The 20,202-nt window shown below is 39.1% G+C and carries 19 protein-coding genes and 2 pseudogenes; 16 read left to right on the top strand and 5 right to left on the bottom strand.

What is annotated here, in order from left to right; all coding sequences use genetic code 11:
* The 3 genes and pseudogenes from BA1DRAFT_RS23815 to BA1DRAFT_RS22190 form a co-directional block, all read right to left on the bottom strand.
* Window positions 1-279 (bottom strand): helix-turn-helix domain-containing protein (locus tag BA1DRAFT_RS23815; protein WP_420865153.1); only part of this gene is annotated, 279 nt, incomplete at its 3' end.
* Between the two features lie 11 nt (window positions 280-290).
* Window positions 291-550 (bottom strand): annotated as a pseudogene (locus tag BA1DRAFT_RS22195) (type II toxin-antitoxin system RelE/ParE family toxin).
* A 38-nt stretch (window positions 551-588) separates the two neighbouring features.
* Window positions 589-717, bottom strand: a pseudogene (locus BA1DRAFT_RS22190) (DNA adenine methylase); the annotation flags it as partial.
* A gap of 8 nt (window positions 718-725) precedes the next feature.
* On the opposite strand from BA1DRAFT_RS22190, the gene BA1DRAFT_RS15770 reads away from it, so the two are divergent.
* On the top strand, window positions 726-992 hold the full coding sequence (locus BA1DRAFT_RS15770; protein ID WP_036780970.1) for a helix-turn-helix domain-containing protein: 267 nt from the start codon (window positions 726-728) through the stop codon (window positions 990-992).
* Window positions 993-1,058: 66 nt separating this feature from the next.
* Window positions 1,059-2,027 carry a phage integrase gene (locus BA1DRAFT_RS15765; RefSeq protein ID WP_036780967.1) on the top strand — a complete coding sequence of 323 codons (969 nt, stop codon included), beginning with the start codon at window positions 1,059-1,061 and terminating at the stop codon, window positions 2,025-2,027.
* Between the two features lie 230 nt (window positions 2,028-2,257).
* Here the strand turns inward: BA1DRAFT_RS15765 and cpxP are convergent, their stop codons facing one another.
* Complete coding sequence (gene cpxP / locus BA1DRAFT_RS15760; protein ID WP_036780964.1) at window positions 2,258-2,749, bottom strand: cell-envelope stress modulator CpxP; 492 nt, start codon at window positions 2,747-2,749, stop codon at window positions 2,258-2,260.
* A gap of 157 nt (window positions 2,750-2,906) precedes the next feature.
* Between cpxP and cpxR the strand changes: the two genes are divergently transcribed.
* The 8 genes from cpxR to BA1DRAFT_RS15720 all read left to right on the top strand — a co-directional run bounded on the left by cpxR (window position 2,907) and on the right by BA1DRAFT_RS15720 (window position 11,779).
* Complete coding sequence (gene cpxR / locus BA1DRAFT_RS15755; protein WP_036780962.1) at window positions 2,907-3,602, top strand: envelope stress response regulator transcription factor CpxR; 696 nt, start codon at window positions 2,907-2,909, stop codon at window positions 3,600-3,602.
* Window positions 3,599-4,969 (top strand): envelope stress sensor histidine kinase CpxA, encoded by a 1,371-nt coding sequence (gene cpxA / locus BA1DRAFT_RS15750; RefSeq protein WP_036780960.1) that lies wholly within the window; start codon window positions 3,599-3,601, stop codon window positions 4,967-4,969. Before cpxR ends, cpxA begins: the two co-directional genes overlap by 4 nt.
* 402 nt (window positions 4,970-5,371) lie before the next feature.
* Window positions 5,372-6,682 carry a nucleotide sugar dehydrogenase gene (locus tag BA1DRAFT_RS15745; protein WP_036780958.1) on the top strand — a complete coding sequence of 437 codons (1,311 nt, stop codon included), beginning with the start codon at window positions 5,372-5,374 and terminating at the stop codon, window positions 6,680-6,682.
* A gap of 13 nt (window positions 6,683-6,695) precedes the next feature.
* On the top strand, window positions 6,696-7,745 hold the full coding sequence (locus BA1DRAFT_RS15740) for a Gfo/Idh/MocA family protein (RefSeq protein ID WP_036780955.1): 1,050 nt from the start codon (window positions 6,696-6,698) through the stop codon (window positions 7,743-7,745).
* A gap of 18 nt (window positions 7,746-7,763) precedes the next feature.
* Window positions 7,764-8,351 (top strand): acyltransferase, encoded by a 588-nt coding sequence (locus tag BA1DRAFT_RS15735; RefSeq protein WP_036780952.1) that lies wholly within the window; start codon window positions 7,764-7,766, stop codon window positions 8,349-8,351.
* A 14-nt stretch (window positions 8,352-8,365) separates the two neighbouring features.
* Window positions 8,366-9,436 carry a DegT/DnrJ/EryC1/StrS family aminotransferase gene (locus BA1DRAFT_RS15730; RefSeq protein ID WP_036780950.1) on the top strand — a complete coding sequence of 357 codons (1,071 nt, stop codon included), beginning with the start codon at window positions 8,366-8,368 and terminating at the stop codon, window positions 9,434-9,436.
* A 5-nt stretch (window positions 9,437-9,441) separates the two neighbouring features.
* On the top strand, window positions 9,442-10,665 hold the full coding sequence (locus BA1DRAFT_RS15725; protein ID WP_036780947.1) for a lipopolysaccharide biosynthesis protein: 1,224 nt from the start codon (window positions 9,442-9,444) through the stop codon (window positions 10,663-10,665).
* A gap of 1 nt (window position 10,666) precedes the next feature.
* On the top strand, window positions 10,667-11,779 hold the full coding sequence (locus BA1DRAFT_RS15720; RefSeq protein ID WP_036780945.1) for a D-glucuronyl C5-epimerase family protein: 1,113 nt from the start codon (window positions 10,667-10,669) through the stop codon (window positions 11,777-11,779).
* 213 nt (window positions 11,780-11,992) lie between these two features.
* Here BA1DRAFT_RS15720 and BA1DRAFT_RS23810 read toward each other — a convergent pair whose 3' ends face one another.
* Window positions 11,993-12,205 (bottom strand): hypothetical protein, encoded by a 213-nt coding sequence (locus BA1DRAFT_RS23810; protein WP_200868793.1) that lies wholly within the window; start codon window positions 12,203-12,205, stop codon window positions 11,993-11,995.
* 804 nt (window positions 12,206-13,009) lie between these two features.
* Here BA1DRAFT_RS23810 and BA1DRAFT_RS15710 point away from each other — a divergent pair.
* Genes BA1DRAFT_RS15710 through BA1DRAFT_RS15685 form a run of 6 tightly spaced genes read left to right on the top strand, consistent with a single transcriptional unit; the run spans window position 13,010 to window position 20,055 of the window.
* On the top strand, window positions 13,010-14,098 hold the full coding sequence (locus BA1DRAFT_RS15710) for a glycosyltransferase (RefSeq protein WP_235201130.1): 1,089 nt from the start codon (window positions 13,010-13,012) through the stop codon (window positions 14,096-14,098).
* A 5-nt stretch (window positions 14,099-14,103) separates the two neighbouring features.
* Entirely contained in the window at window positions 14,104-15,174 is a 1,071-nt protein-coding gene (gene wecB, locus BA1DRAFT_RS15705; protein ID WP_036780938.1) for a non-hydrolyzing UDP-N-acetylglucosamine 2-epimerase, read from the top strand.
* Complete coding sequence (locus BA1DRAFT_RS15700; protein WP_036780935.1) at window positions 15,171-16,409, top strand: glycosyltransferase family 4 protein; 1,239 nt, start codon at window positions 15,171-15,173, stop codon at window positions 16,407-16,409. The genes wecB and BA1DRAFT_RS15700 overlap by 4 nt, the downstream gene beginning before the upstream one ends.
* On the top strand, window positions 16,402-17,559 hold the full coding sequence (locus BA1DRAFT_RS15695; RefSeq protein WP_036780933.1) for a DegT/DnrJ/EryC1/StrS family aminotransferase: 1,158 nt from the start codon (window positions 16,402-16,404) through the stop codon (window positions 17,557-17,559). The genes BA1DRAFT_RS15700 and BA1DRAFT_RS15695 overlap by 8 nt, the downstream gene beginning before the upstream one ends.
* Window positions 17,560-18,171, top strand: a complete 612-nt coding sequence (locus BA1DRAFT_RS15690; RefSeq protein ID WP_036780930.1) for a sugar transferase — start codon at window positions 17,560-17,562, stop codon at window positions 18,169-18,171.
* Between the two features lie 9 nt (window positions 18,172-18,180).
* Window positions 18,181-20,055, top strand: coding sequence for a polysaccharide biosynthesis protein (locus BA1DRAFT_RS15685; protein WP_036780928.1), 1,875 nt, complete (start codon window positions 18,181-18,183; stop codon window positions 20,053-20,055).
* Window positions 20,056-20,202: the final 147 nt, after the last annotated feature.

The following is a 20,202-nucleotide window of genomic DNA, read 5'->3' as shown; positions in this document are numbered from 1 at the left end:
GGCGTTTGGATAATGTGATAACGTTGTAACCGCTAAATTAACGTGACACAGAATTCTGAACGCCCTCTTTCTTTCTATTTTTGATACAGTCGGTGGTTTGATACCCATTTTTTCAGCAACCTGAGCGCTGGTCAGCCCAGCATGTTTCCGCCATTCAGTCAGCATATTCTGCATCTCAATCACTAATTCAAGCTCTTTCTCCTCTTCCGCTAACGTGGCTTTAAATCGGGGATTTTCTTTGGTTCTTTCCTCAATGTAGAGGTCTAAATCATCACGCATCATATTTCCTCTTAATCTCTTGATGGTTCTGTCAGTTCATTTTTTCGCGCAATCGCTATCCTGAGTTCATTCAGGGGAGTAGCATTAGTTTTTTTCACAAAGCATCGTAACAGATAGATTTTCTTCCCTGTAGCATAACAAAAAAACTTCTGGCTATTCCGTCTTTGGCTTTTGCTCTCAGCTCAAACAGCCCTTTATACCTCTCTATCGGTTTTAAATGCGGCTCTCTCAGGCTTGGGTTTTCCCTCAAGCGCTTAATTAACGCGACCATGCGCAATTCCAGCGAGTCAGTCAGTAATTTTAATTGTTCCCAAAAGGTACATTGAATTCACCTTTTGAGTTATAACGACACAGGCCATTAAAGCAATACCGGTTTAGAAATAAAAATACTGATGCGTGCCATATCTGTGATTTATATTTTTCATCATCAGAATTAAATAAAGGCCATGCGTAATGCAGAGAACCTGAGTCAATCACAATTCTGTGAAATCATGCAGCTCCCTCTTAGCACATTAAAAAAATTAGAGGGAGGACATAACGAACCCGGCTGGAACACACTTTCTAAATTAACTCAACACCCTAAGTTCAAAAAATATACGCTGTGGCTAATGACTGACACTACAGCACCGGAAGCTGGTCAAGTCTCGCCGGCTATCGCGCACAATGGGCCAGAGAACGAAACCTCATTCCACTCAAACCAGAAAATTGGCTAGATATTGGTTATGCGTATGCTGACGAGTTGTGGTCACAATCTGTCAGTTTCATCGAAGGGCTTACTTATGCCAATTAAGAAGCTCGATGATGGTCGTTATATGGTGGACATTAGACCTCTTGGGCGACACGGAAATCGCATCAGGAGAACATTCAACAAGAAGACAGAAGCTATTGCTTTCGAACGTCATTCAATGGCAAATGCTCAAAAACTCAGTGCAAGGACTAGTAGACGAGACCTTAGCGATTTACTGAACTTATGGTGGCTATATCACGGACAAACCGCAGAGAACGGCACTATAGAAAAACGACAACTGATGAAGACAATCAGGCAGTTAAATGATCCATCGATAAACCGTCTTAACAAACATGTTTTACTGGAACACCGCAGTAATCGCCTGGCTGATGGGATCAAAGCGTCAACGATAAATCGGGATATGTATCGTCTATCAGGAATGATAACGACATTGCAAAAACTTGAAGTTTTTAGCGGTAGCAACCCACTGAATGGATTACCCCCGTTAAAGGAAAAACAGCCAGAAATGACCTTTTTAACAAAAGAAGAGGTCAAAACTCTGTTATCAGTACTATCAGGGGATGAAAGAAAAATTGCGCTGCTATGTCTCAGCACAGGTGCTAGATGGGGAGAAGCATCAACCTTAAAAAGCGCCCAAGTAAAGAGTTGCCGAGTGACATTTTTAAAAACCAAAAATGGCAAGCAAAGAACTATTCCGATATCAAAAGAGTTAGAAAAGGAAATCAAACAGAAGTCAGGGGAATTATTTGACGTTGATTACGAAAGCTTTCGTACAAAGTTAAAATCAATAAAACCTGATTTACCAGAAGGACAAGCAACACACGTTCTACGCCACACATTCGCGAGTCATTTTGTGATGAAAGGTGGAAACATTGTTGCACTGCAACAAATACTCGGTCATGCCAATATACAACAAACTATGGCGTATGCTCATCTGGCACCCGACTATTTGCAATTTGCAATCACGTTAAACCCACTGAATGGCGGCATGGAAATTTAGCAATCATAAGCAACCGTAGCACTCAAAAGTGTCCACACTAGTGTCCACACTTGAAAATTTCCACGCTACTTACAGTTGCTTGTAAAACTTTTATCTGGTTGATTTTAAAGTGAATTAATCTTAGCCAGATAAAAAAATCCCGCCATAAGGCGGGGGAAAAGACAGGGATGGTGTCTATGGCAAGGAAAAATTCTCATTTACTACTACTTTGCTGCTATGGGTATTACAAATCAGTTCGGTAACTGGGACATACGCTGCCGATAATGTTGCTCCAATTGTACTTGTTGCTCCGGCGTCAACAGTTGGTACATCTGGTGATGGATACGGGCCATTTCTACCTGACGTTCCACATTACATCTGAGCATCTTTTCAATCAGGGCTTTTACTGCCACCTCATCAAAATCCTCCGCAGTGACCAGCTTACGCATCTCTTCTCGCTCTGTGCGACTCATCGACATCGATGAACGTGGTTGATGTTTCTGCCCTACCAAATCACGCATCTGTTGACGCTGCTGCTCAGTTAAAGTGATACCGCTGAACATATGGTCATTGTCACCAGCATCATTATTACGATAATGATAGTTTCCTACATTTTTATAATCGCAAGGCGCACAATTATCGGGTACCGTAGCAGCGTGTATTGTACTTGCTGTTCCAGCTAAAGATGCTGTTGAGCCAAGAACAAACATTGACGCTAAAACTAACGCTGCTATGTTACGCATTAAACAACTCCTCGTTTCCCCGAACGATGCTATTAGGTCCAATGTGGACAACTATACCTACGCGGCTGCAAACTAGCGTCAAAGGCTTGTAAAAGAACGTAAAGTCGTGGAATAGCAAAGTTTGTTATCGTATTTTTGTTCTTGGAGGAAGTAATCGATGCATAAAATCCTATTAGTTGATGATGACCGTGAACTGACATCACTATTAAAAGAATTACTTGAAATGGAAGGATTTAACGTTGTGATCGCTCATGACGGAGAGCAGGCATTAAAATTCCTTGACGATTCGATCGACTTACTACTACTCGATATTATGATGCCGCGTAAAAATGGCATTACGACATTGAAAGAGCTGCGTCTACACCATCAAACGCCAGTCATTATGCTGACAGCGCGAGGAAGTGATTTGGATCGTGTTCTGGGACTAGAATTAGGGGCGGATGACTATCTTGCCAAACCATTTAATGATCGTGAGTTAGTAGCGCGTATACGTGCTATTCTTCGCCGCTCAAACTGGAGTGAGCAGCAACAAACAGACAGTGGCCTACCTACGCTTCAGGTCGATAACCTGCAATTGAACCCCGGCCGACAGGAAGCCAGCTTCGCTAATCAGATTCTCGATTTAACCGGTACTGAATTTACCTTGCTCTATTTACTAACTCAACATTTAGGTCAAGTTGTTTCCCGCGAACATTTGAGCCAAGAAGTATTAGGTAAGCGACTCACCCCATTTGACCGAGCAATTGATATGCATATCTCTAACCTACGCCGTAAATTACCTGAGCGGGAAGATGGACTACCCTGGTTTAAGACTTTACGTGGGCGAGGATATTTAATGGTATCTGCGACATGATAAACAGTTTAACGGCACGCATCTTCGCAATTTTCTGGTTTACTCTGGCGTTAGTCCTAATGTTGGTATTAATGGTGCCGAAACTGGATTCCAGACAACTAACCTCTCTGCTGGAAAATGAATATCGGCAGGGAGTTATGCTGGAACAACATATCGAAGCAGAATTAGCTCAAGATCCCGCTAACGATTTACTTTGGTGGCGCCGTTTATTCCGCGCGATTGAAAAATGGGCCCCCCCAGGCCAGCGCCTGATACTGGTCACCAGTGAAGGGAGAGTGATTGGCGCACAAAGAAGCGAAATGCAAGTTGTCCGCAACTTTATTGGACAATCAGATAACGCCGATCACCCGAAAAAGAAAAAATATGGCCGCTCTGAAATGTTAGGACCCTTTTCCATTCGAGATGGAGAAGATCATTATCAACTTTATTTAGTTCGTCCAGCGAATAGCCCACAATCGGATTTCATTAATCTGATGTTTGACCGGCCACTATTACTATTAACCGCCACGATGTTAATCAGTGCGCCCCTCCTATTATGGCTGGCATGGAGTTTAGCTAAACCTGCCCGCAAATTAAAAAATGCCGCCGACGATGTTGCTAAAGGTAATCTACGTCAGCATCCAGAACTGGAAGCTGGCCCACAAGAGTTTCTGGCCGCCGGTAACAGTTTCAACCAAATGATCAGTGTGTTGGAAAGAATGGTCACCGCACAACAACGGCTAATTTCCGATATCTCCCACGAACTACGCACACCGCTCACCCGCCTACAGCTTGCAACAGCATTACTCCGCCGCCGTCATGGCGAGAGTAAAGAGCTGGAAAGAATTGAGACAGAAGCCCAACGGCTAGACAGCATGATTAACGATCTGTTAGTGCTCTCCCGCAGTCAGCATAAAAATGAACTGTTGAGAGAAAGCATCAAAATGACAGATTTATGGCACGATATTCTTGACAATGCCCGCTTCGAAGCCGAACAGATGGACAAAATCCTTGAAGCGACTTTACCACCGAGTTCTTGGGCAATTTACTGCAACCCATTAGCACTTGGCAGTGCTTTTGAAAATATCGTGCGTAATGCCTTGCGCTACTCCCACCACCATATTGCGGTCGCATTTCACACCGATAATCAAGGGATCACCATTACCGTTGATGATGACGGTCCGGGTGTCAACCCAGAAGACCGCGAACACATATTCCGCCCTTTCTACCGTACAGACGAAGCCCGCGATCGGGAATCCGGCGGCACTGGCCTTGGCTTAGCCATTGTTGAAACCGCGATTAACCAGCACCGTGGTTGGGTACGAGCTGAGGACAGCCCACTCGGCGGCTTACGCTTGGTTATTTGGCTACCACTTCATGGCCGATAATACAGATTTTTGCTAACCTTATTCTAAAAATTTATTAAATAAATAAATTTTATTTATGCTTGACCCGGCGAGTCTGACGGTTTAACCTCCCTTATTATTCATTAGAAATACTTATCTTTAATTGTTTTGCTATTACAGCAGACAAAAGCACTGAAAAATCAAAACTGTAGATAAAATTATAAGATTCTATGGAGTTCTGGGAGCCAATAACCTAGTGCGGTAGCGTTGTTATTACCTTATTTATTATTTCAGAAATATATCTTACAAAATCTATTTGCAAAGCTTGTTAAAGTTTCACCTGCCAAATAAAACTTATGAAAATAGATAACATCCTATTAAAAACCAAATGTAATTTACTTTCATAAATTTTATTTTTTAAGTCATCACCTTAAAAGGCAAAATATGTCCTCACTCAACATTCTCACCGAGAAATTTGATAATAAAACCGCCACCATTGCCATTGTTGGCCTGGGTTATGTTGGCTTACCGTTAATGCTCAGATATAACGATATCGGTTTTAACGTCATTGGTTTCGATATCGATCAAGAAAAAACAGATAAATTAAATCACGGCCAAAGTTACATTGAACATATTCCCGCGGCCAAAATCAGCAAAGCGATAAAGACCGGTTTTGAAGCCACCACGGATTTCACCAAAATCGCGCAATGCGATGCCATTATTCTTTGCGTTCCAACGCCGTTAAATAAATACCGTGAACCCGATATCAGTTTCGTGATTAACACCACGGACAGGGTGAAACCGTATTTAAGAGCCGGACAAGTCCTCTCCTTAGAAAGCACTACCTATCCGGGCACCACGGAAGAAGAGTTACTCCCTCGGGTTGAAGAAAGCGGATTAAAAGTAGGTGAAGATATCTTTCTGGTCTATTCACCCGAACGGGAAGATCCCGGCAATCCCGATTTCGAAACCCGCACCATTCCTAAAGTCATAGGCGGTCATACTGAAAACTGCTTAAAAGCCGGTATCGCCGTTTATCAACACGCCATTGACCAGGTTGTTCCCGTCAGCTCAACCAAAGCCGCCGAGATGACAAAACTCCTGGAGAATATTCATCGGGCGGTCAATATTGGCTTAGTCAACGAAATGAAACTGGTTGCCGATAAAATGGGGATTGATATCCACGAAGTGATTAGAGCCGCGGCAACCAAACCCTTCGGCTTCGTTCCCTATTATCCCGGCCCCGGATTAGGCGGCCACTGTATTCCGATTGATCCCTTCTATTTAACCTGGAAAGCCCGAGAATATGGTATCAATACCCGCTTTATTGAACTCTCCGGTGAAGTCAATTCCTCCATGCCCGATTATGTGGTCAATAAAACCGTATTAGCCCTTAATAAAGCGAATAAATCCATTAATGGCAGCCGCATTTTAATCCTCGGCATCGCCTATAAAAAGAATGTGGATGATATGCGAGAAAGCCCCTCCGTGCATATTATGGAAAAATTAAGAGGATTAGGAGCCAATATTGAATATGCCGATCCGCATGTTCCGGTCTTCCCAAAAATGCGGGAACATCATTTTAATTTAATCAGCCACCCTGTCACTGAAAAGAGTCTCAAAGACTTCGACTGCGTTATTTTAGCCACCGATCACGATAAATTTGATTATGAATTAATTATTAATAACGCCAAATTAGTCGTCGATACCCGTGGCAAATATGCACCCCATCACAGAAACATTATCAAAGCTTAACTTAGGAAAAGATATGCTGAGTATTATCAAAGACAGAAAGATAAGATTTGCTTTAGTCGGTTGTGGGCGGATCGCTAAAAATCATTTCAACTCTCTGGAAATACATCAAGACACGGCTGAATTAGTGGCCGTCTGTGATAACAATCAAAACGCATTAAATGCGGCGGTAGAAAAAACCGGTGTTCCGGGTTTTAGCGACTTAAATACGATGCTGGATAACATCACCGCCGATATCATTATCCTGACCACCCCCTCCGGCCTGCATCCAGAACAGGCAATGGCCTGCTTTGATAAAGGTTTTCATGTCGTCACCGAAAAGCCGATGGCCACCCGGCTGGCTGAGGGGGAAAACATGGTTAAAGCCGCGGACAAAGCCGGAAAACACCTCTTTGTCGTCAAACAAAACCGCTTAAATGCCACCCTGCAATTACTGAAACGGGCGGTTAGTGAAAAACGGTTTGGCAAAATTCATCTGGTCCACCTCAATGTTTTCTGGACCCGTCCCCAAGCCTATTATGACCAGGCCGCCTGGCGGGGCACCTGGGAATTTGATGGCGGCGCCTTCATGAATCAGGCGAGCCACTATGTTGATTTAATTGAATGGTTAATCGGCCCGGTCAAAGATGTTCAGGCCATGACCTCGACCCACTTAGATATCGAAACAGAAGATACCGGGGTACTCAATATCCGCTGGCGGGATGGCACATTAGGCTCAATGGCTGTCACCATGTGTACTTATCCTCAAAATCTTGAAGGCTCCATCACCATTTTAGGCGAAAAAGGCACGGTCAGAGTGGGGGGATTAGCCGTCAATGAAATCCAGGAATGGCATTTCGCTGACGAAAAAGAGTATGACCAGCAAGTCAAAACCGCCAATTACGAAACCACTTCGGTGTACGGATTTGGTCATCCGCTTTATTATAAAAATGTCATTGAGGTGATGAAAGGCGAAGCCAAACCGATAACCGATGGCCGGGAAGGACTAAAATCATTAGAACTGCTTATCGCGGCCTATCTCTCAGCCAGAGATAATAAAACCGTTTCTTTGCCTTTAACCTATTAAACCTGTGGAACCGGTCTCATGTCAGCGGAACACGTAATGATACATCCCAGCGCCATTGTGGATGCAGGGGCACAAATCGGGAAAAACAGCCGTATCTGGCATTTCACCCATGTCTGTTCTGGCGCCCAAATCGGCGAGGGTTGCTCCTTAGGACAAAATGTCTTTATTGGCAATCAAGTCACCATCGGCAATCACTGCAAAATACAAAATAACGTCTCGGTTTATGACAATGTTCATCTGGAAGACGGGGTATTTTGTGGTCCCAGCATGGTGTTCACCAATGTCTATAATCCTCGCTCATTGATTGAAAGAAAAAGTGAATATAAAAATACGCGAGTAAAAAAAGGCGCCACCTTAGGCGCCAACTGTACCATTGTTTGTGGCGCCACCATTGGCGCCTATGCTTTTATTGGCGCCGGCGCGGTAGTGAATAAAGATGTTCCCGATTATGCCCTGATGGTGGGGGTGCCGGCCAAACAAATTGGCTGGATGAGTGAATTTGGCGAACAGTTAGATTTACCGCTACACGGCCAAGCGACAGCTACCTGCCCGCACACCCATCATATTTATCAGCTCAATAACAACATTGTCGTGCGCATTAAATAATCAAGGACCAAGGCATGCAATTTACCGATCTGGCAGCACAGCAGCTTAAAATTAAAGATAAAATTGACGCGAATATCCAGAAAGTATTAGCGCATGGAAAATATATTTTAGGGCCTGAAGTCGCCGAATTAGAAGACAGGCTCATTGAATATACCGGGGCGCCATATTGCATTACCTGCGCCAATGGCACCGATGCCTTACAAATTGCTTTAATGGCGATTGGCATCAAACCGGGCGATGAAGTAATTACCCCGGGCTTTACCTACATTGCCACCGCTGAAACCGTTGCGCTACTGGGCGGTATCCCGGTTTATGTTGATGTCAAACCCACGACGTATAATTTAGATCCGGCGCTACTTGAAGCGGCGATTACCCCGAAAACCAAAGCCATCATTCCGGTTTCCTTATTTGGTCAATGTGCCGATTTTGACGAAATCAATGCCATCGCCGAAAAATATAATCTGACCGTGATAGAAGACGCGGCCCAGAGTTTCGGCGCCACCTATAAAGGCAAGCGTTCCTGCAATTTAACCAAAATCTCTTGCACCAGTTTCTTCCCCAGTAAACCGCTGGGCTGCTATGGGGATGGCGGGGCGATTTTCACCCAGGATAAAGAACTGGCGAAAATTATTCGCCAAATTGCCCGACACGGACAAGACCGACGATACCACCATATCCGAATCGGGGTGAACAGCCGTTTAGATACCCTGCAAGCGGCCATTCTGCTGCCCAAACTGGAGATATTTGATGAAGAAATGGTATTACGTCAGCATGTGGCAGAAAACTATCATCAGGCGTTGAACAATATCGGCATCATGACCACGCCGTATATTGAGCCTCACAATCTCTCGGCCTATGCGCAATATACTGTCCGGGTTAAAAATCGCGATGAATTACAACACAAATTAAAAGAACAAGGTATTCCCACCGCCATTCATTACCCCATTCCCCTGAATAAACAACCCGCGGTGGCTAGTAATATTACCCTGCCTATAGGAGATGAAATCGCACAAGAAGTGATTAGTTTGCCTATGCACCCCTATTTATCCATAGATTTAATTAATAAAATTGCCAGTTCAATTTAAAATCTATGAATTATAAATTATTGAGGAATATATCTGGCTTATTACTCTCATCATTATTCAGCCAGATATTATTACTGCTATCAACACCGGTATTAACCAGACTATTTTCACCTGAAGAATTAGGTATTTATGCTTCATTTTCATCGCTTTTAAGTGTTTTTGCCGTCGGTGCTTGTCTTCGTTATGAATTTTCAATCAGTGCATCAGGAAAAAAGCGTGAAATTAATTCACTAATCACATTATCTTGCATTATTCCCATAACCATTAGCTTGATAGTTATCACTGTTATTGCAATATCTAATATCTCAGAAAAGATAATTATAGGAAATTATATATACTTTATCCCCCTAGGTATTATCACCTATGGGTTTTATCGTGCAGTCAGTTTTAATAGTATAAGAGACAAGCAATACCATGCTCTCTCTATCACTAAAATAACGCAAACAGTTGCCATGATTAGCACTCAAATCATTGGTGGCATTACTCATTTAGGCGCAAGCAGTCTCATATTAGGCCAAATATTAGGTCAATCATTAGGTGTTCTATTTTTAAGTAAAAGATCAAAATATCGTTTAATTATCAACAAACATGAATTTAAAAAAGTAAAACTGCTTGCTCACAAATATTATAAATTTCCAACTTATGATTTTCCTGCGGCTCTCATTAACACATTGAGTAATGAACTACCTCAATTATTTATCATGTCCACCTATGGGCTAAAATCCGCAGGGTTTTATTTAATTGCATCGAGAATATCAGGCGCCCCAATTACACTATTAACCCAAACCGTTTCGTCTATATTACAAGGATATTTAAAAGACACGATTACATCACCTTTTTTAAAGATAAAAAAAACATTTTATTGCCTAACGCTCATTGCTATTTTATTTGCTATAGTGACATACTTCGCGGGCATACCCATTATAACCTTTATTTTCGGTGAAGAATGGCTTGAATCAGGTAAATATCTATTATGTTTAATACCGCACTTATGTGGACAAATAATATATTCATCGTTATCGATATATTTATCCATTTATGAACATCAGAAAAGCAATTTATTTATTCAAACAATATCGATTATATTAAGATTAATCGCCCTCCTTACTGGATATCTATTAGGCGATATTTATCTTACCCTGTTATTATTTTCACTCACAAGTTTTATTCTTTATATGACGAGTACGGCTTATATTTTAAAATTATCTTTCATACGTAAAGAAGGTTAAAATGAAGAAAAGCAAAAATATAATAAAAATAATTCCCTATATCATTATCGTGATGATTGTCAGCTATACATTCAATAAATATGCTTATGAATTAGATGAATTCAACGGGAATATAAGAAGTTTGGTCATGAAAGGAAAATTTGCTCAACGCGAATTTAATAGCAATGGTTTTCCATTATCGCACTCACCCCATATTCCCGCACCATTCTTATCCCCATTTTATGTTGTTCACTATGGCCTGATATACTCTTCTTTAGGCTTAAATAAAGATAACGTTAATATATTATGGCGAACCGATTCATCCTTACCCGGCTGGAATGTACCGCCACCGAAATTCAGTCAAAACGAATTAATCGCTAATTTTAAGTTTTCAGCCGACTGGTTATTAAACAATATAAAATTATTTAAGGGTGAAAATCATTACTTATATGATTTCGATTGGTCATATAAAGGCTATAAAAACAACAAACTCTTTGCCCCCTGGTGGTCTGGATTAACCGATGCTTATGCCATTATTCTCCTATTAAGGGCTTATGACCATTTTGGCGATGATAAATATCTGCTAACGTCGAAATTACTCTATCAATCATCACTAACACCCATCCATAAAGGCGGCAGTTTAACAACATTAGATAATATGCCCTGGATTGAAGAATATGTTGATCCTCAAGCCGATTCAGACCAATTGGCTTTTGTATTAAATGGTATGATCTATTCTACTTATGGTATCGAATCCTTTGAAAATTATCTAAACATAGATGAAAATAAAAGACTATCCGATAAATTATATCAATCGATCAGCCATAATATATTTAAGTTCGACATAAAAAACGAATGGTCCAGCTATGATTTAATTGGCAATCCCTGTAATATTAAATATCATAAAATACATACCCTGCTTTTAAAAGATCTGATAGAGAGAAATCAAAATTTTAAAAATAAAGAAATAATAGACTTATATAACAACTGGAATAAATCTGTCGTTAATAGCGGGTATTATTACATAAAACACGGCCCTATGAGTTGGGCATATTATCAATTTATCACTATGTATTTCCTGTCTATCTTAGTATTATCACTCATTTACTTCTTTATCAGAAAAAATGCAAAATAATATTAAAATAATCCTGAAAATATTTATCTATCAGGTTATTATCTACCTGAATTCAGTGCTTATATTAGACACATTTCATGAAGTAAGAGGCTATAATATTACCCCACAAGGTTACTTAAGTATTTTTTTCTGTTGGATATCATTCTTACCGCTCATTTTACTCAACAACCAAAAAAATCCCGTGATGGTCTTTTTATGGTTAATCTATATCACTTACATTATACCGGTATCAATTATATTCCCACTGATTAATTCGGCTTCTATCAACTCAATCATTTTCGTATGCACAATAAACATATTATTTTTCTCATCTATATTGTTCTTTCGGATAATAGATAGAATAACGATGCCAAAACTAAAAATTCCGTGGGATTTATATAAAATACTAATAATAGGATGTGGTATTATTGTACTCTTATTCGTCATGAGTAATCCTGGATTAAGTTTAATACCCCCTAATATATTTAAAGTTTATTCGGTGAGACAGCACTTTAAAGACAGCACACCGCTACTCACGATGTACATCATCACCAATGGGGGATATGTTATTTCACCATTGCTACTATTAGCGTCACTCTATATACGAGGTCCTATTAGATATCTCCTCATTACAATAAGTATTTTGATCTCCTATTTAATCTACAGCTCTTCAGGACTAAAAAGTATAGCATTCATGAATCTCGCCGTTATCATTCTATACTTCTACATAAAAGGAACAAGATCGATAAGTAACTCAGTGATCAACATCATTCTCTATTTATTCCTGACCGCCGGGATATTATATTTTGTTTTCGATTTCTATGATCCACTGATACATTGGCTACGCAGAGTCTTCTTCACACCCACATTAAACACCTATTACTTTTATGATTATATCTACAACACTAATAGTGAATTTACGACAGAAGCGCCTCAAATAGTTTCTCAAATCTATTATGGTACCTCGGGATCGGCGAATACCGGCTTTATTGGAGACGGTATCGCCAGATACGGCACACTGGGCTTATTAATAAACTTTTTTATATTTAATATATTGCTCTTTGCCATGAACCTGAGCTCAAAAAAGGTTCCATTTGAATTTTCAACGACACTCTATTTACCCTTTGTATATACAATATCCAACTCAGCGATTACAGCATTGCTACTGACCTATGGGCTGCTAGCATTAAGCATATTATTATTTTTATTCCCGACAAAAACTAACAAAATATCCTTATGAAAATTACACATATGACCTCGGTACATTCGCGTTTCGACATCCGTATTTTTCTAAAAGAGTGTTCTGCCTTACAAAAAGAACATGAGGTCTCCCTTATTGTCGCAGATGGTAAAGGTAATGAAGTAAAGAACAACATTGCTATCATTGATGTCGGTGTATTACTCGGTCGATTAAATAGAATTTTTAAAACAACCGATAAAGTCTATAAAAAAGCACTAGAATTAGACGCTGACTTATATCATTTCCATGATCCAGAACTCATCCCTATCGGACTAAAACTGAAAAAGAAAGGTAAAATAGTCATTTTTGATTCCCATGAAGATGTCCCAAAACAAATTTTTAGCAAACCTTATTTAAATAAATTTACCCGGGCTATTATCTCTAAATTATTCTCCCTCTACGAGAAATATTCTACGCCTAAATTTGATGGAATTATTACGGCTACCTCATCAATAAGAGATAAATTCTTAAAACTCAATAACAACACCATAGACATTAATAATTACCCCATATTAGGTGAATTATATAATGAAAACGCCAACTGGCATGAAAAAGAAAAACAAGTCTGCTATGTCGGCGGCATTTCTGACATTAGAGGTATAACCGAGATGGTTGAATCCCTCTCTTACCTCACAACAAATACAACAATGAAATTAGCGGGCAATTTCTCTGACAAAACTTTAGAGAATAAAATAAGAAGTATGAAAAATTGGCAAAAAATAGATGAGCTGGGATTTTTAAATCGCACAGAAACCAAAGAACTTTTATCTCAATCTATTGCAGGTATCGTGCTATATCACCCACTCCCCAATCATATCGATGCCCAACCCAATAAGATATTCGAATATATGAGTGCGGGTATCCCAGTCATCGCTTCAAATTTCACATTATGGAAAGATATTGTTGTAAAAAACCATTGTGGCATTTGTATCGACCCATTAAACCCTAAAGAAATAGCTAATGCGATAGATTACTTGTCAAATAACCCTGATATCGCAGAAGAAATGGGTCGCAATGGGCTTATAGCAATCAATGAAAAATACAATTGGGATATTGAACAAAATAAACTTCACAAATTCTACCAACACATTGGACGTTAATCGATATGAAAAAAATCATTACCGTATTAGGCGCCAGACCGCAATTCATTAAAGCAAGCCCAGTATCTCGCGCTTTAAAAAATCATAATAAATTTAAAGAAATTATCATTCATACAGGTCAACATTTTGATACTAATATGTCTGATATATTTTTTAATGAATTAGCCATCCCCAAACCGGATTACACCCTCAATATTCATGGCGGCTCGCACGGCGAAATGACCGGAAAGATGCTAATCGAAGTTGAAAAAGTACTTATCACAGAAAGACCGGATGCCGTCATGGTATATGGTGATACAAACTCGACTTTAGCTGGCGCACTAGCCGCATCTAAATTACATATTCCGATTATCCATGTTGAAGCCGGTCTACGCAGTTTTAATATGCAGATGCCCGAAGAAATAAACAGAATATTAACCGATAATGTAAGTTCAATTCTATTCTGTCCAACAGACATTGCCGTCAATAACCTACAAGCAGAAGGCTTCGGCTCAAAACCCGTTCATATCAGAAAAGTCGGTGATGTCATGGAAGATGCCGCTTTATATTTTAGCCAAATGGCCAAAAAACCCGATGGGCTGGATTCAATACAAAACTTCATATTAACCACACTCCATCGTGCTGAAAATACTGATAACCAGGCACGTTTAACTGAAATTGTAAACACCTTAAATGATATACATAAAAGAATTGCTATTGTAGTCATGCCAATTCACCCAAGAACTAAAAAAATGTTAGCGCAATACGGCTTACATTTAGACGTCCATTTAATTGAGCCAGTGGGATATTTAGAGATGATTTGGCTACTCAAAAACACTGCTCTGATTATTACCGATAGCGGCGGACTTCAAAAAGAGGCTTTCTTCTTCCGTAAACCTTGTATCACCGTGAGAGATCAAACTGAATGGGTAGAATTAATTGAAGCCGGCGTAAATAAACTTTCAGAGGCTGAAAATAAAAAAATAACCCAGGCCGTTCATGACATGATAGGGACTAATATGGACTCTATTCAATCTATGTATGGCGGCGGTATCGCTGCGACAAGAATTGCTGACGAATTAGAAAAATTACTATGAATATCGTCTATATAAACCATTATGCGGGTTCGCCGGACCTGGGTATGGAGTTTCGCCCATATCATTTAGGGCAAGAATGGATTAAATCTGGACATAATATTACCCTACTTGCAGCCTCCTATTCTCATGTCCGAACAAAACAACCCAAACTAATCAATAATAAAAAAACTACCGGAAATATTAACGGATTAGAATATGTCTGGTATCCAACCCCGAGCTATAGCGGAAATGGATTACCCAGAGTCAAAAATATTTTCTCTTTTTTGCGACAAATTTGGTTTGATAGTCACAATCTAGTTAAAAAATATCGACCTGATGTTGTCATTACTTCAAGTACATATCCGATGGATATCTGGGTGGCAAAACGTATTGCTCAAAAAGCTAACGCTAAACTGGTCTTTGAAATCCATGATTTATGGCCGCTTTCACCCATAGAATTAGGGGGAATGTCACCTAAACACCCATTTATTCAATTATGCCAACTTGCTGAAAACGCAGCTTATAAACATGCTGATGTGGTTATTTCCATGCTTCCTAATGTACAGGAACATACGAAAGCACATGGATTAGACCTCAGCAAATTACATATTATTCCCAATGGTGTAGTTATAGATGATTGGGTAAATCAACTCACGCCATTAAACAGCTTACTTGAAACGTTAATCACAGCTGAAAAAAATAAAGGGCACAAAATTGTATGTTATTGTGGCGCTCACGGACGGCCAAATGCACTAGAAAGATTACTCAAAACAGCTTCACTGCTTCATGATAAACCCATTACTTTTTTATTGGTTGGCACTGGCTTCGAAAAGGAGAATTTAATTAAAGAATCTGAATCACTGGGAATAAATAACGTTATCTTCTTTGAGCCGATTCCTAAAACTCAAATCCCGACACTACTCAATAAAATTGACATTGCCTATATAGGGTTACAAAAACAATCATTATTCAGATTTGGCATCAGCCCCAATAAACTTATCGATTATATGATGGCGGGTAAACCCATTTTATGTGCGATTGATGCCGGTAATGATCCGGTTTCCGAAGTGAATTGCGGTATCACCGTTAAGTCAGGCAAGCCAGAAGACATTGCTCAAGCCTTATTAAAACTCAGTGAATTATCAACTAAAGAATTAAACCAAATGGGACAAAAAGGTAAAATTTACGCTTTAGAAAATCACGCTTATTCCATATTAGCAGACAATTTCATCAAGGCCATAATCAATCATGAATAATAAATTCCTTCCTTTTGCATTACCTGAAATTGGACAATCTGAAATTGATGAAGTTATTGACTCACTTAAAACGGGTTGGATAACCACCGGGCCTAAAGCCAGAAGATTTGAACAAGATTTTGCCCAATATTTGGGTTCTGATGTTGAAGCAATTTCTGTAAATTCAGCTACGGCGGGATTACATTTAGCGTTGGAAGCCATTGGCATTCAGCCGGGTGATGAAGTCATCGTTCCGACCTATACCTTTACGGCAACCGCAGAAGTTGTCCGTTATTTAGGGGCTCACCCTGTTTTTGTTGACTCTTTACCTGACAGCCTGAATATTGACCCAATAGCAATAGAAAAAGCCATAACCGCCAAAACTAAAGCAATTATGCCGGTACACTTTGCGGGTTTATCCTGTGATATGGATGCCATTATTGCGTTAGCTAAAAAATTTAATTTACGAATAATTGAAGATGCCGCCCATTCATTTCCGACTTTATACAAGGGAAAGAAAATTGGCACACTAGACACCGATGTCACGGTATTCAGCTTCTACGCGAATAAAACCATGACGACAGCAGAGGGCGGCATGCTAGTCTCCAAAGATCCAGATATCATAAAAAGAGCAAAAATAATGCGTCTCCACGGCATTAGCAAAGATGCCTTTGATAGATATCAATCTAAAATACCTGCCTGGTATTATGAAGTGATTGAACCAGGATATAAATATAACATGCCCGATATTTGTGCATCCATCGGCATCCATCAATTACAGAAAATAAACACTTTCCACAAGAAAAGAGAGGAGATGGCGAAACTCTATGATGATGAATTAAAAGATCTGCCTATTATCTTACCGACTAAACCTAAAGAACCTAATAGCCAACACGCCTGGCATCTATATACCATTCGATTAAATGACAAAGCCAAAATATCCAGAGATGACTTTATTATAAAAATGGCAGAAAAAAATATCGGCTGTTCTGTCCATTTTATTCCACTGCATAAACAACCCATCTGGAAAAATACCTATTCTCTTAATGAAAACAACTTCCCTGTCGCAGAAGAAAATTTTAAAAGAATTGTATCTATTCCTTTATATACAAAAATGACAAAAGAAGACCAAATCTACGTTATCAAAACAATTAAAGAGATCTTGGCATAAATGACGACATATTATTTAGCTATAAAAAGGCTTTTTGATTTTATTTCTTCTCTCATTGGACTCATCCTATTACTCCCTATTTTAATCGCTATTGCTATCTGGATAAAAATGGATTCAAAAGGTCCTATTTTTTTCCGACAAAAACGAGTGGGCCAATATAATCAAGATTTTTATATTCACAAATTTAGGAGCATGACGACGGGATCAGAGCAAAAAGGACAACTTACTATCGGTAATGATCTGCGTATTACCCACTCTGGAAAATTTATACGTAAATATAAAATTGATGAATTAGCTCAACTGATTGATGTTGTTCGAGGAAAAATGAGCTTAGTCGGGCCAAGACCCGAAGTACCACAATTTATGGACAAATATCCAGATGATGTCAGAAACAAAATATTATCGGTAAAACCCGGCATAACAGATTTGGCTTCCATAGAAATGATAGATGAAAACCAGATACTAAGCCAATATAAAGATCCTCATCAAGCTTATATCGATATTATTATGCCGATAAAAGCCAAGTACTACTTAGAGTATATTGATAAAAAGTCATTTCTCTATGACCTAAAGATCATTTTTAAAACAATTTACAAAGTAGTGTTTAGGTAATTAACCATTATGAACAAGAGAATGTTTTTCAATCAAGATAGATTAATCAAAACCATCGTTCTTCTGATTGTAGATATATTTATTATCATTATTTCATACTGGCTAAGCATGTGGCTACGCCTTGACAGAGAAGTCCCCATCTACAGCTTACAACATTGGTTAACGATTATATTCACTATACCTTTAACGCTATTTATTTTCTTAAGAATTGGCTTCTATAGATCCATATTAAAATATGTCAACATGAGTATATTGAAATGGGCCATTGTTGGTTCATTTCTATCTACTCTATTATTGACCGCAATTTCCTTATATCAACAAGCATTTTTACCCAGAACTGTACCAATTATCTATTTTTCTTTCTTAGTTATCTCACTCTGCGGAACAAGATTTGTCTATAGAACGCTACGTAATTTAATAAAATATAAAGGCGCTCCTGTTATCATATATGGAGCCGGAGAATCTGGCCGACAACTCTTACCTATATTAAGAGAGCATAGAGAATTCAATCCGATTGCTTTTGTTGATGATAATCATAAATTACACAATTTATCTATTCATGGAATTTGTGTCTTTTCTCCAGAGAAGATAACGCTCTTAGTAGAAAAATATCATATAAAGAAAATATTATTAGCCATACCCAGTGCATCTATATCTGATAGAAAAAAAATACTTGAGAAACTACAAAAAGAACATTGTGAAATCCTCACCATCCCAAGCTTCAATGATCTGGTTGAAGGAAAAGCGCAAATAAACTCACTGAAACGTGTTTCCATTAACGATCTGCTAGGAAGAGAACCGGTTAACCCACTACAAAGTTTACTCAGTAAAAACATCAAAAACAAAAATGTGCTTATTACCGGCGCCGGAGGTTCAATCGGATCAGAGTTATGCCGGCAAATCATCACTCAATCTCCTTCGCAACTGGTCTTATTTGAATTAACCGAATATTGCCTTTACTCAATAGAAAAAGAGTTACAAAAGATAAATTCAGATAGAGATCTGAATATAGCAATTACTGCAATTTTAGGTGATATAAAAGATTCAGACAAGATAACCAGAATAATCAATAAATTTAACATTAATACCATATACCACGCTGCGGCATATAAACACGTTCCACTGGTAGAAATGAATACCATAGAGGGCATTAATAACAATATCTTTGGCACCCTCTCACTGGCTAAAGCCGCAGTTAATCAAAAAGTTGACAAATTCGTATTAATCTCTACTGACAAAGCCGTCCGCCCGACAAATACAATGGGCGCAACAAAAAGATTTGCCGAACTTATACTACAAGCCTTTGCTAAAGAGAACAGCCATACAAAATTCTCAATGGTTCGCTTTGGCAACGTCCTTGGTTCATCCGGTTCCGTTGTCCCCCTGTTTGAGAAACAGATAAAAAGTGGTGGACCGATAACCCTCACCCACAAAGACATTACCCGTTATTTCATGACGATCCCAGAAGCTGCCCAGTTAGTTATCCAGGCAGGAGCACTGGGCAATAACGGCGATGTTTTTGTTCTGGATATGGGAGAGTCAGTAAAAATTTATGATCTCGCCCGAAAAATGATCCACCTTTCCGGCCTGACAGTAAAAGATGAAACCAATCCTCATGGCGATATCGAAATCAAAATTACTGGATTAAGACCTGGTGAAAAACTTTATGAAGAACTCTTAATTGGAGATAACGTTTCTGGCACCAATCACCCAAGAATAATGACAGCTAATGAAATTTTTCTGACTTGGGATAAATTAGATCCATTATTAAATAACTTAAAAACATCTTGTGAAAATTACGATTTTAAAAATATTAGGCAGATCCTCATCAATGCACCTATTGATTTTCATCCTAAAGATTATATTTACGACCTTTTAAAATAACATCTATAAATACATTTATGTTATGACGCTGGCTGAAAGTCATATTGTCGATATTAGCCTTCTGGATAAACAATAATCCTATGAAATTTTTAACACATAAGCAATCAAAATCACATAATTCAGAAAATAAAAATAACAAGCCAACAA

Origin of the sequence: Photorhabdus aegyptia (assembly GCF_000612035.1) — a bacterium.
Classification (GTDB): Bacteria; Pseudomonadota; Gammaproteobacteria; order Enterobacterales; family Enterobacteriaceae; genus Photorhabdus; species Photorhabdus akhurstii.
Note: the sequence above shows the minus strand (reverse complement) of the source record. Positions and strands in the feature narration are given on the sequence as shown.

Coding starts and splice junctions, on each gene's coding strand:
- BA1DRAFT_RS15745 (WP_036780958.1), top strand. CDS start 5,372: ATGTCCTCACTCAACATTCTCACCGAGAAATTTGATAATAAAACCGCC.
- cpxR (WP_036780962.1), top strand. CDS start 2,907: ATGCATAAAATCCTATTAGTTGATGATGACCGTGAACTGACATCACTA.
- BA1DRAFT_RS15725 (WP_036780947.1), top strand. CDS start 9,442: ATGAATTATAAATTATTGAGGAATATATCTGGCTTATTACTCTCATCA.
- BA1DRAFT_RS15690 (WP_036780930.1), top strand. CDS start 17,560: ATGACGACATATTATTTAGCTATAAAAAGGCTTTTTGATTTTATTTCT.
- BA1DRAFT_RS15695 (WP_036780933.1), top strand. CDS start 16,402: ATGAATAATAAATTCCTTCCTTTTGCATTACCTGAAATTGGACAATCT.
- cpxP (WP_036780964.1), bottom strand. CDS start 2,749: ATGCGTAACATAGCAGCGTTAGTTTTAGCGTCAATGTTTGTTCTTGGC.
- BA1DRAFT_RS15720 (WP_036780945.1), top strand. CDS start 10,667: ATGAAGAAAAGCAAAAATATAATAAAAATAATTCCCTATATCATTATC.
- BA1DRAFT_RS15730 (WP_036780950.1), top strand. CDS start 8,366: ATGCAATTTACCGATCTGGCAGCACAGCAGCTTAAAATTAAAGATAAA.
- BA1DRAFT_RS15710 (WP_235201130.1), top strand. CDS start 13,010: ATGACCTCGGTACATTCGCGTTTCGACATCCGTATTTTTCTAAAAGAG.
- BA1DRAFT_RS15735 (WP_036780952.1), top strand. CDS start 7,764: ATGTCAGCGGAACACGTAATGATACATCCCAGCGCCATTGTGGATGCA.
- BA1DRAFT_RS15765 (WP_036780967.1), top strand. CDS start 1,059: ATGCCAATTAAGAAGCTCGATGATGGTCGTTATATGGTGGACATTAGA.
- BA1DRAFT_RS15700 (WP_036780935.1), top strand. CDS start 15,171: ATGAATATCGTCTATATAAACCATTATGCGGGTTCGCCGGACCTGGGT.
- BA1DRAFT_RS15685 (WP_036780928.1), top strand. CDS start 18,181: ATGAACAAGAGAATGTTTTTCAATCAAGATAGATTAATCAAAACCATC.
- cpxA (WP_036780960.1), top strand. CDS start 3,599: ATGATAAACAGTTTAACGGCACGCATCTTCGCAATTTTCTGGTTTACT.
- BA1DRAFT_RS23810 (WP_200868793.1), bottom strand. CDS start 12,205: ATGACGAATAAGAGTACAATAATACCACATCCTATTATTAGTATTTTA.
- BA1DRAFT_RS15740 (WP_036780955.1), top strand. CDS start 6,696: ATGCTGAGTATTATCAAAGACAGAAAGATAAGATTTGCTTTAGTCGGT.
- BA1DRAFT_RS15770 (WP_036780970.1), top strand. CDS start 726: ATGCGTAATGCAGAGAACCTGAGTCAATCACAATTCTGTGAAATCATG.
- wecB (WP_036780938.1), top strand. CDS start 14,104: ATGAAAAAAATCATTACCGTATTAGGCGCCAGACCGCAATTCATTAAA.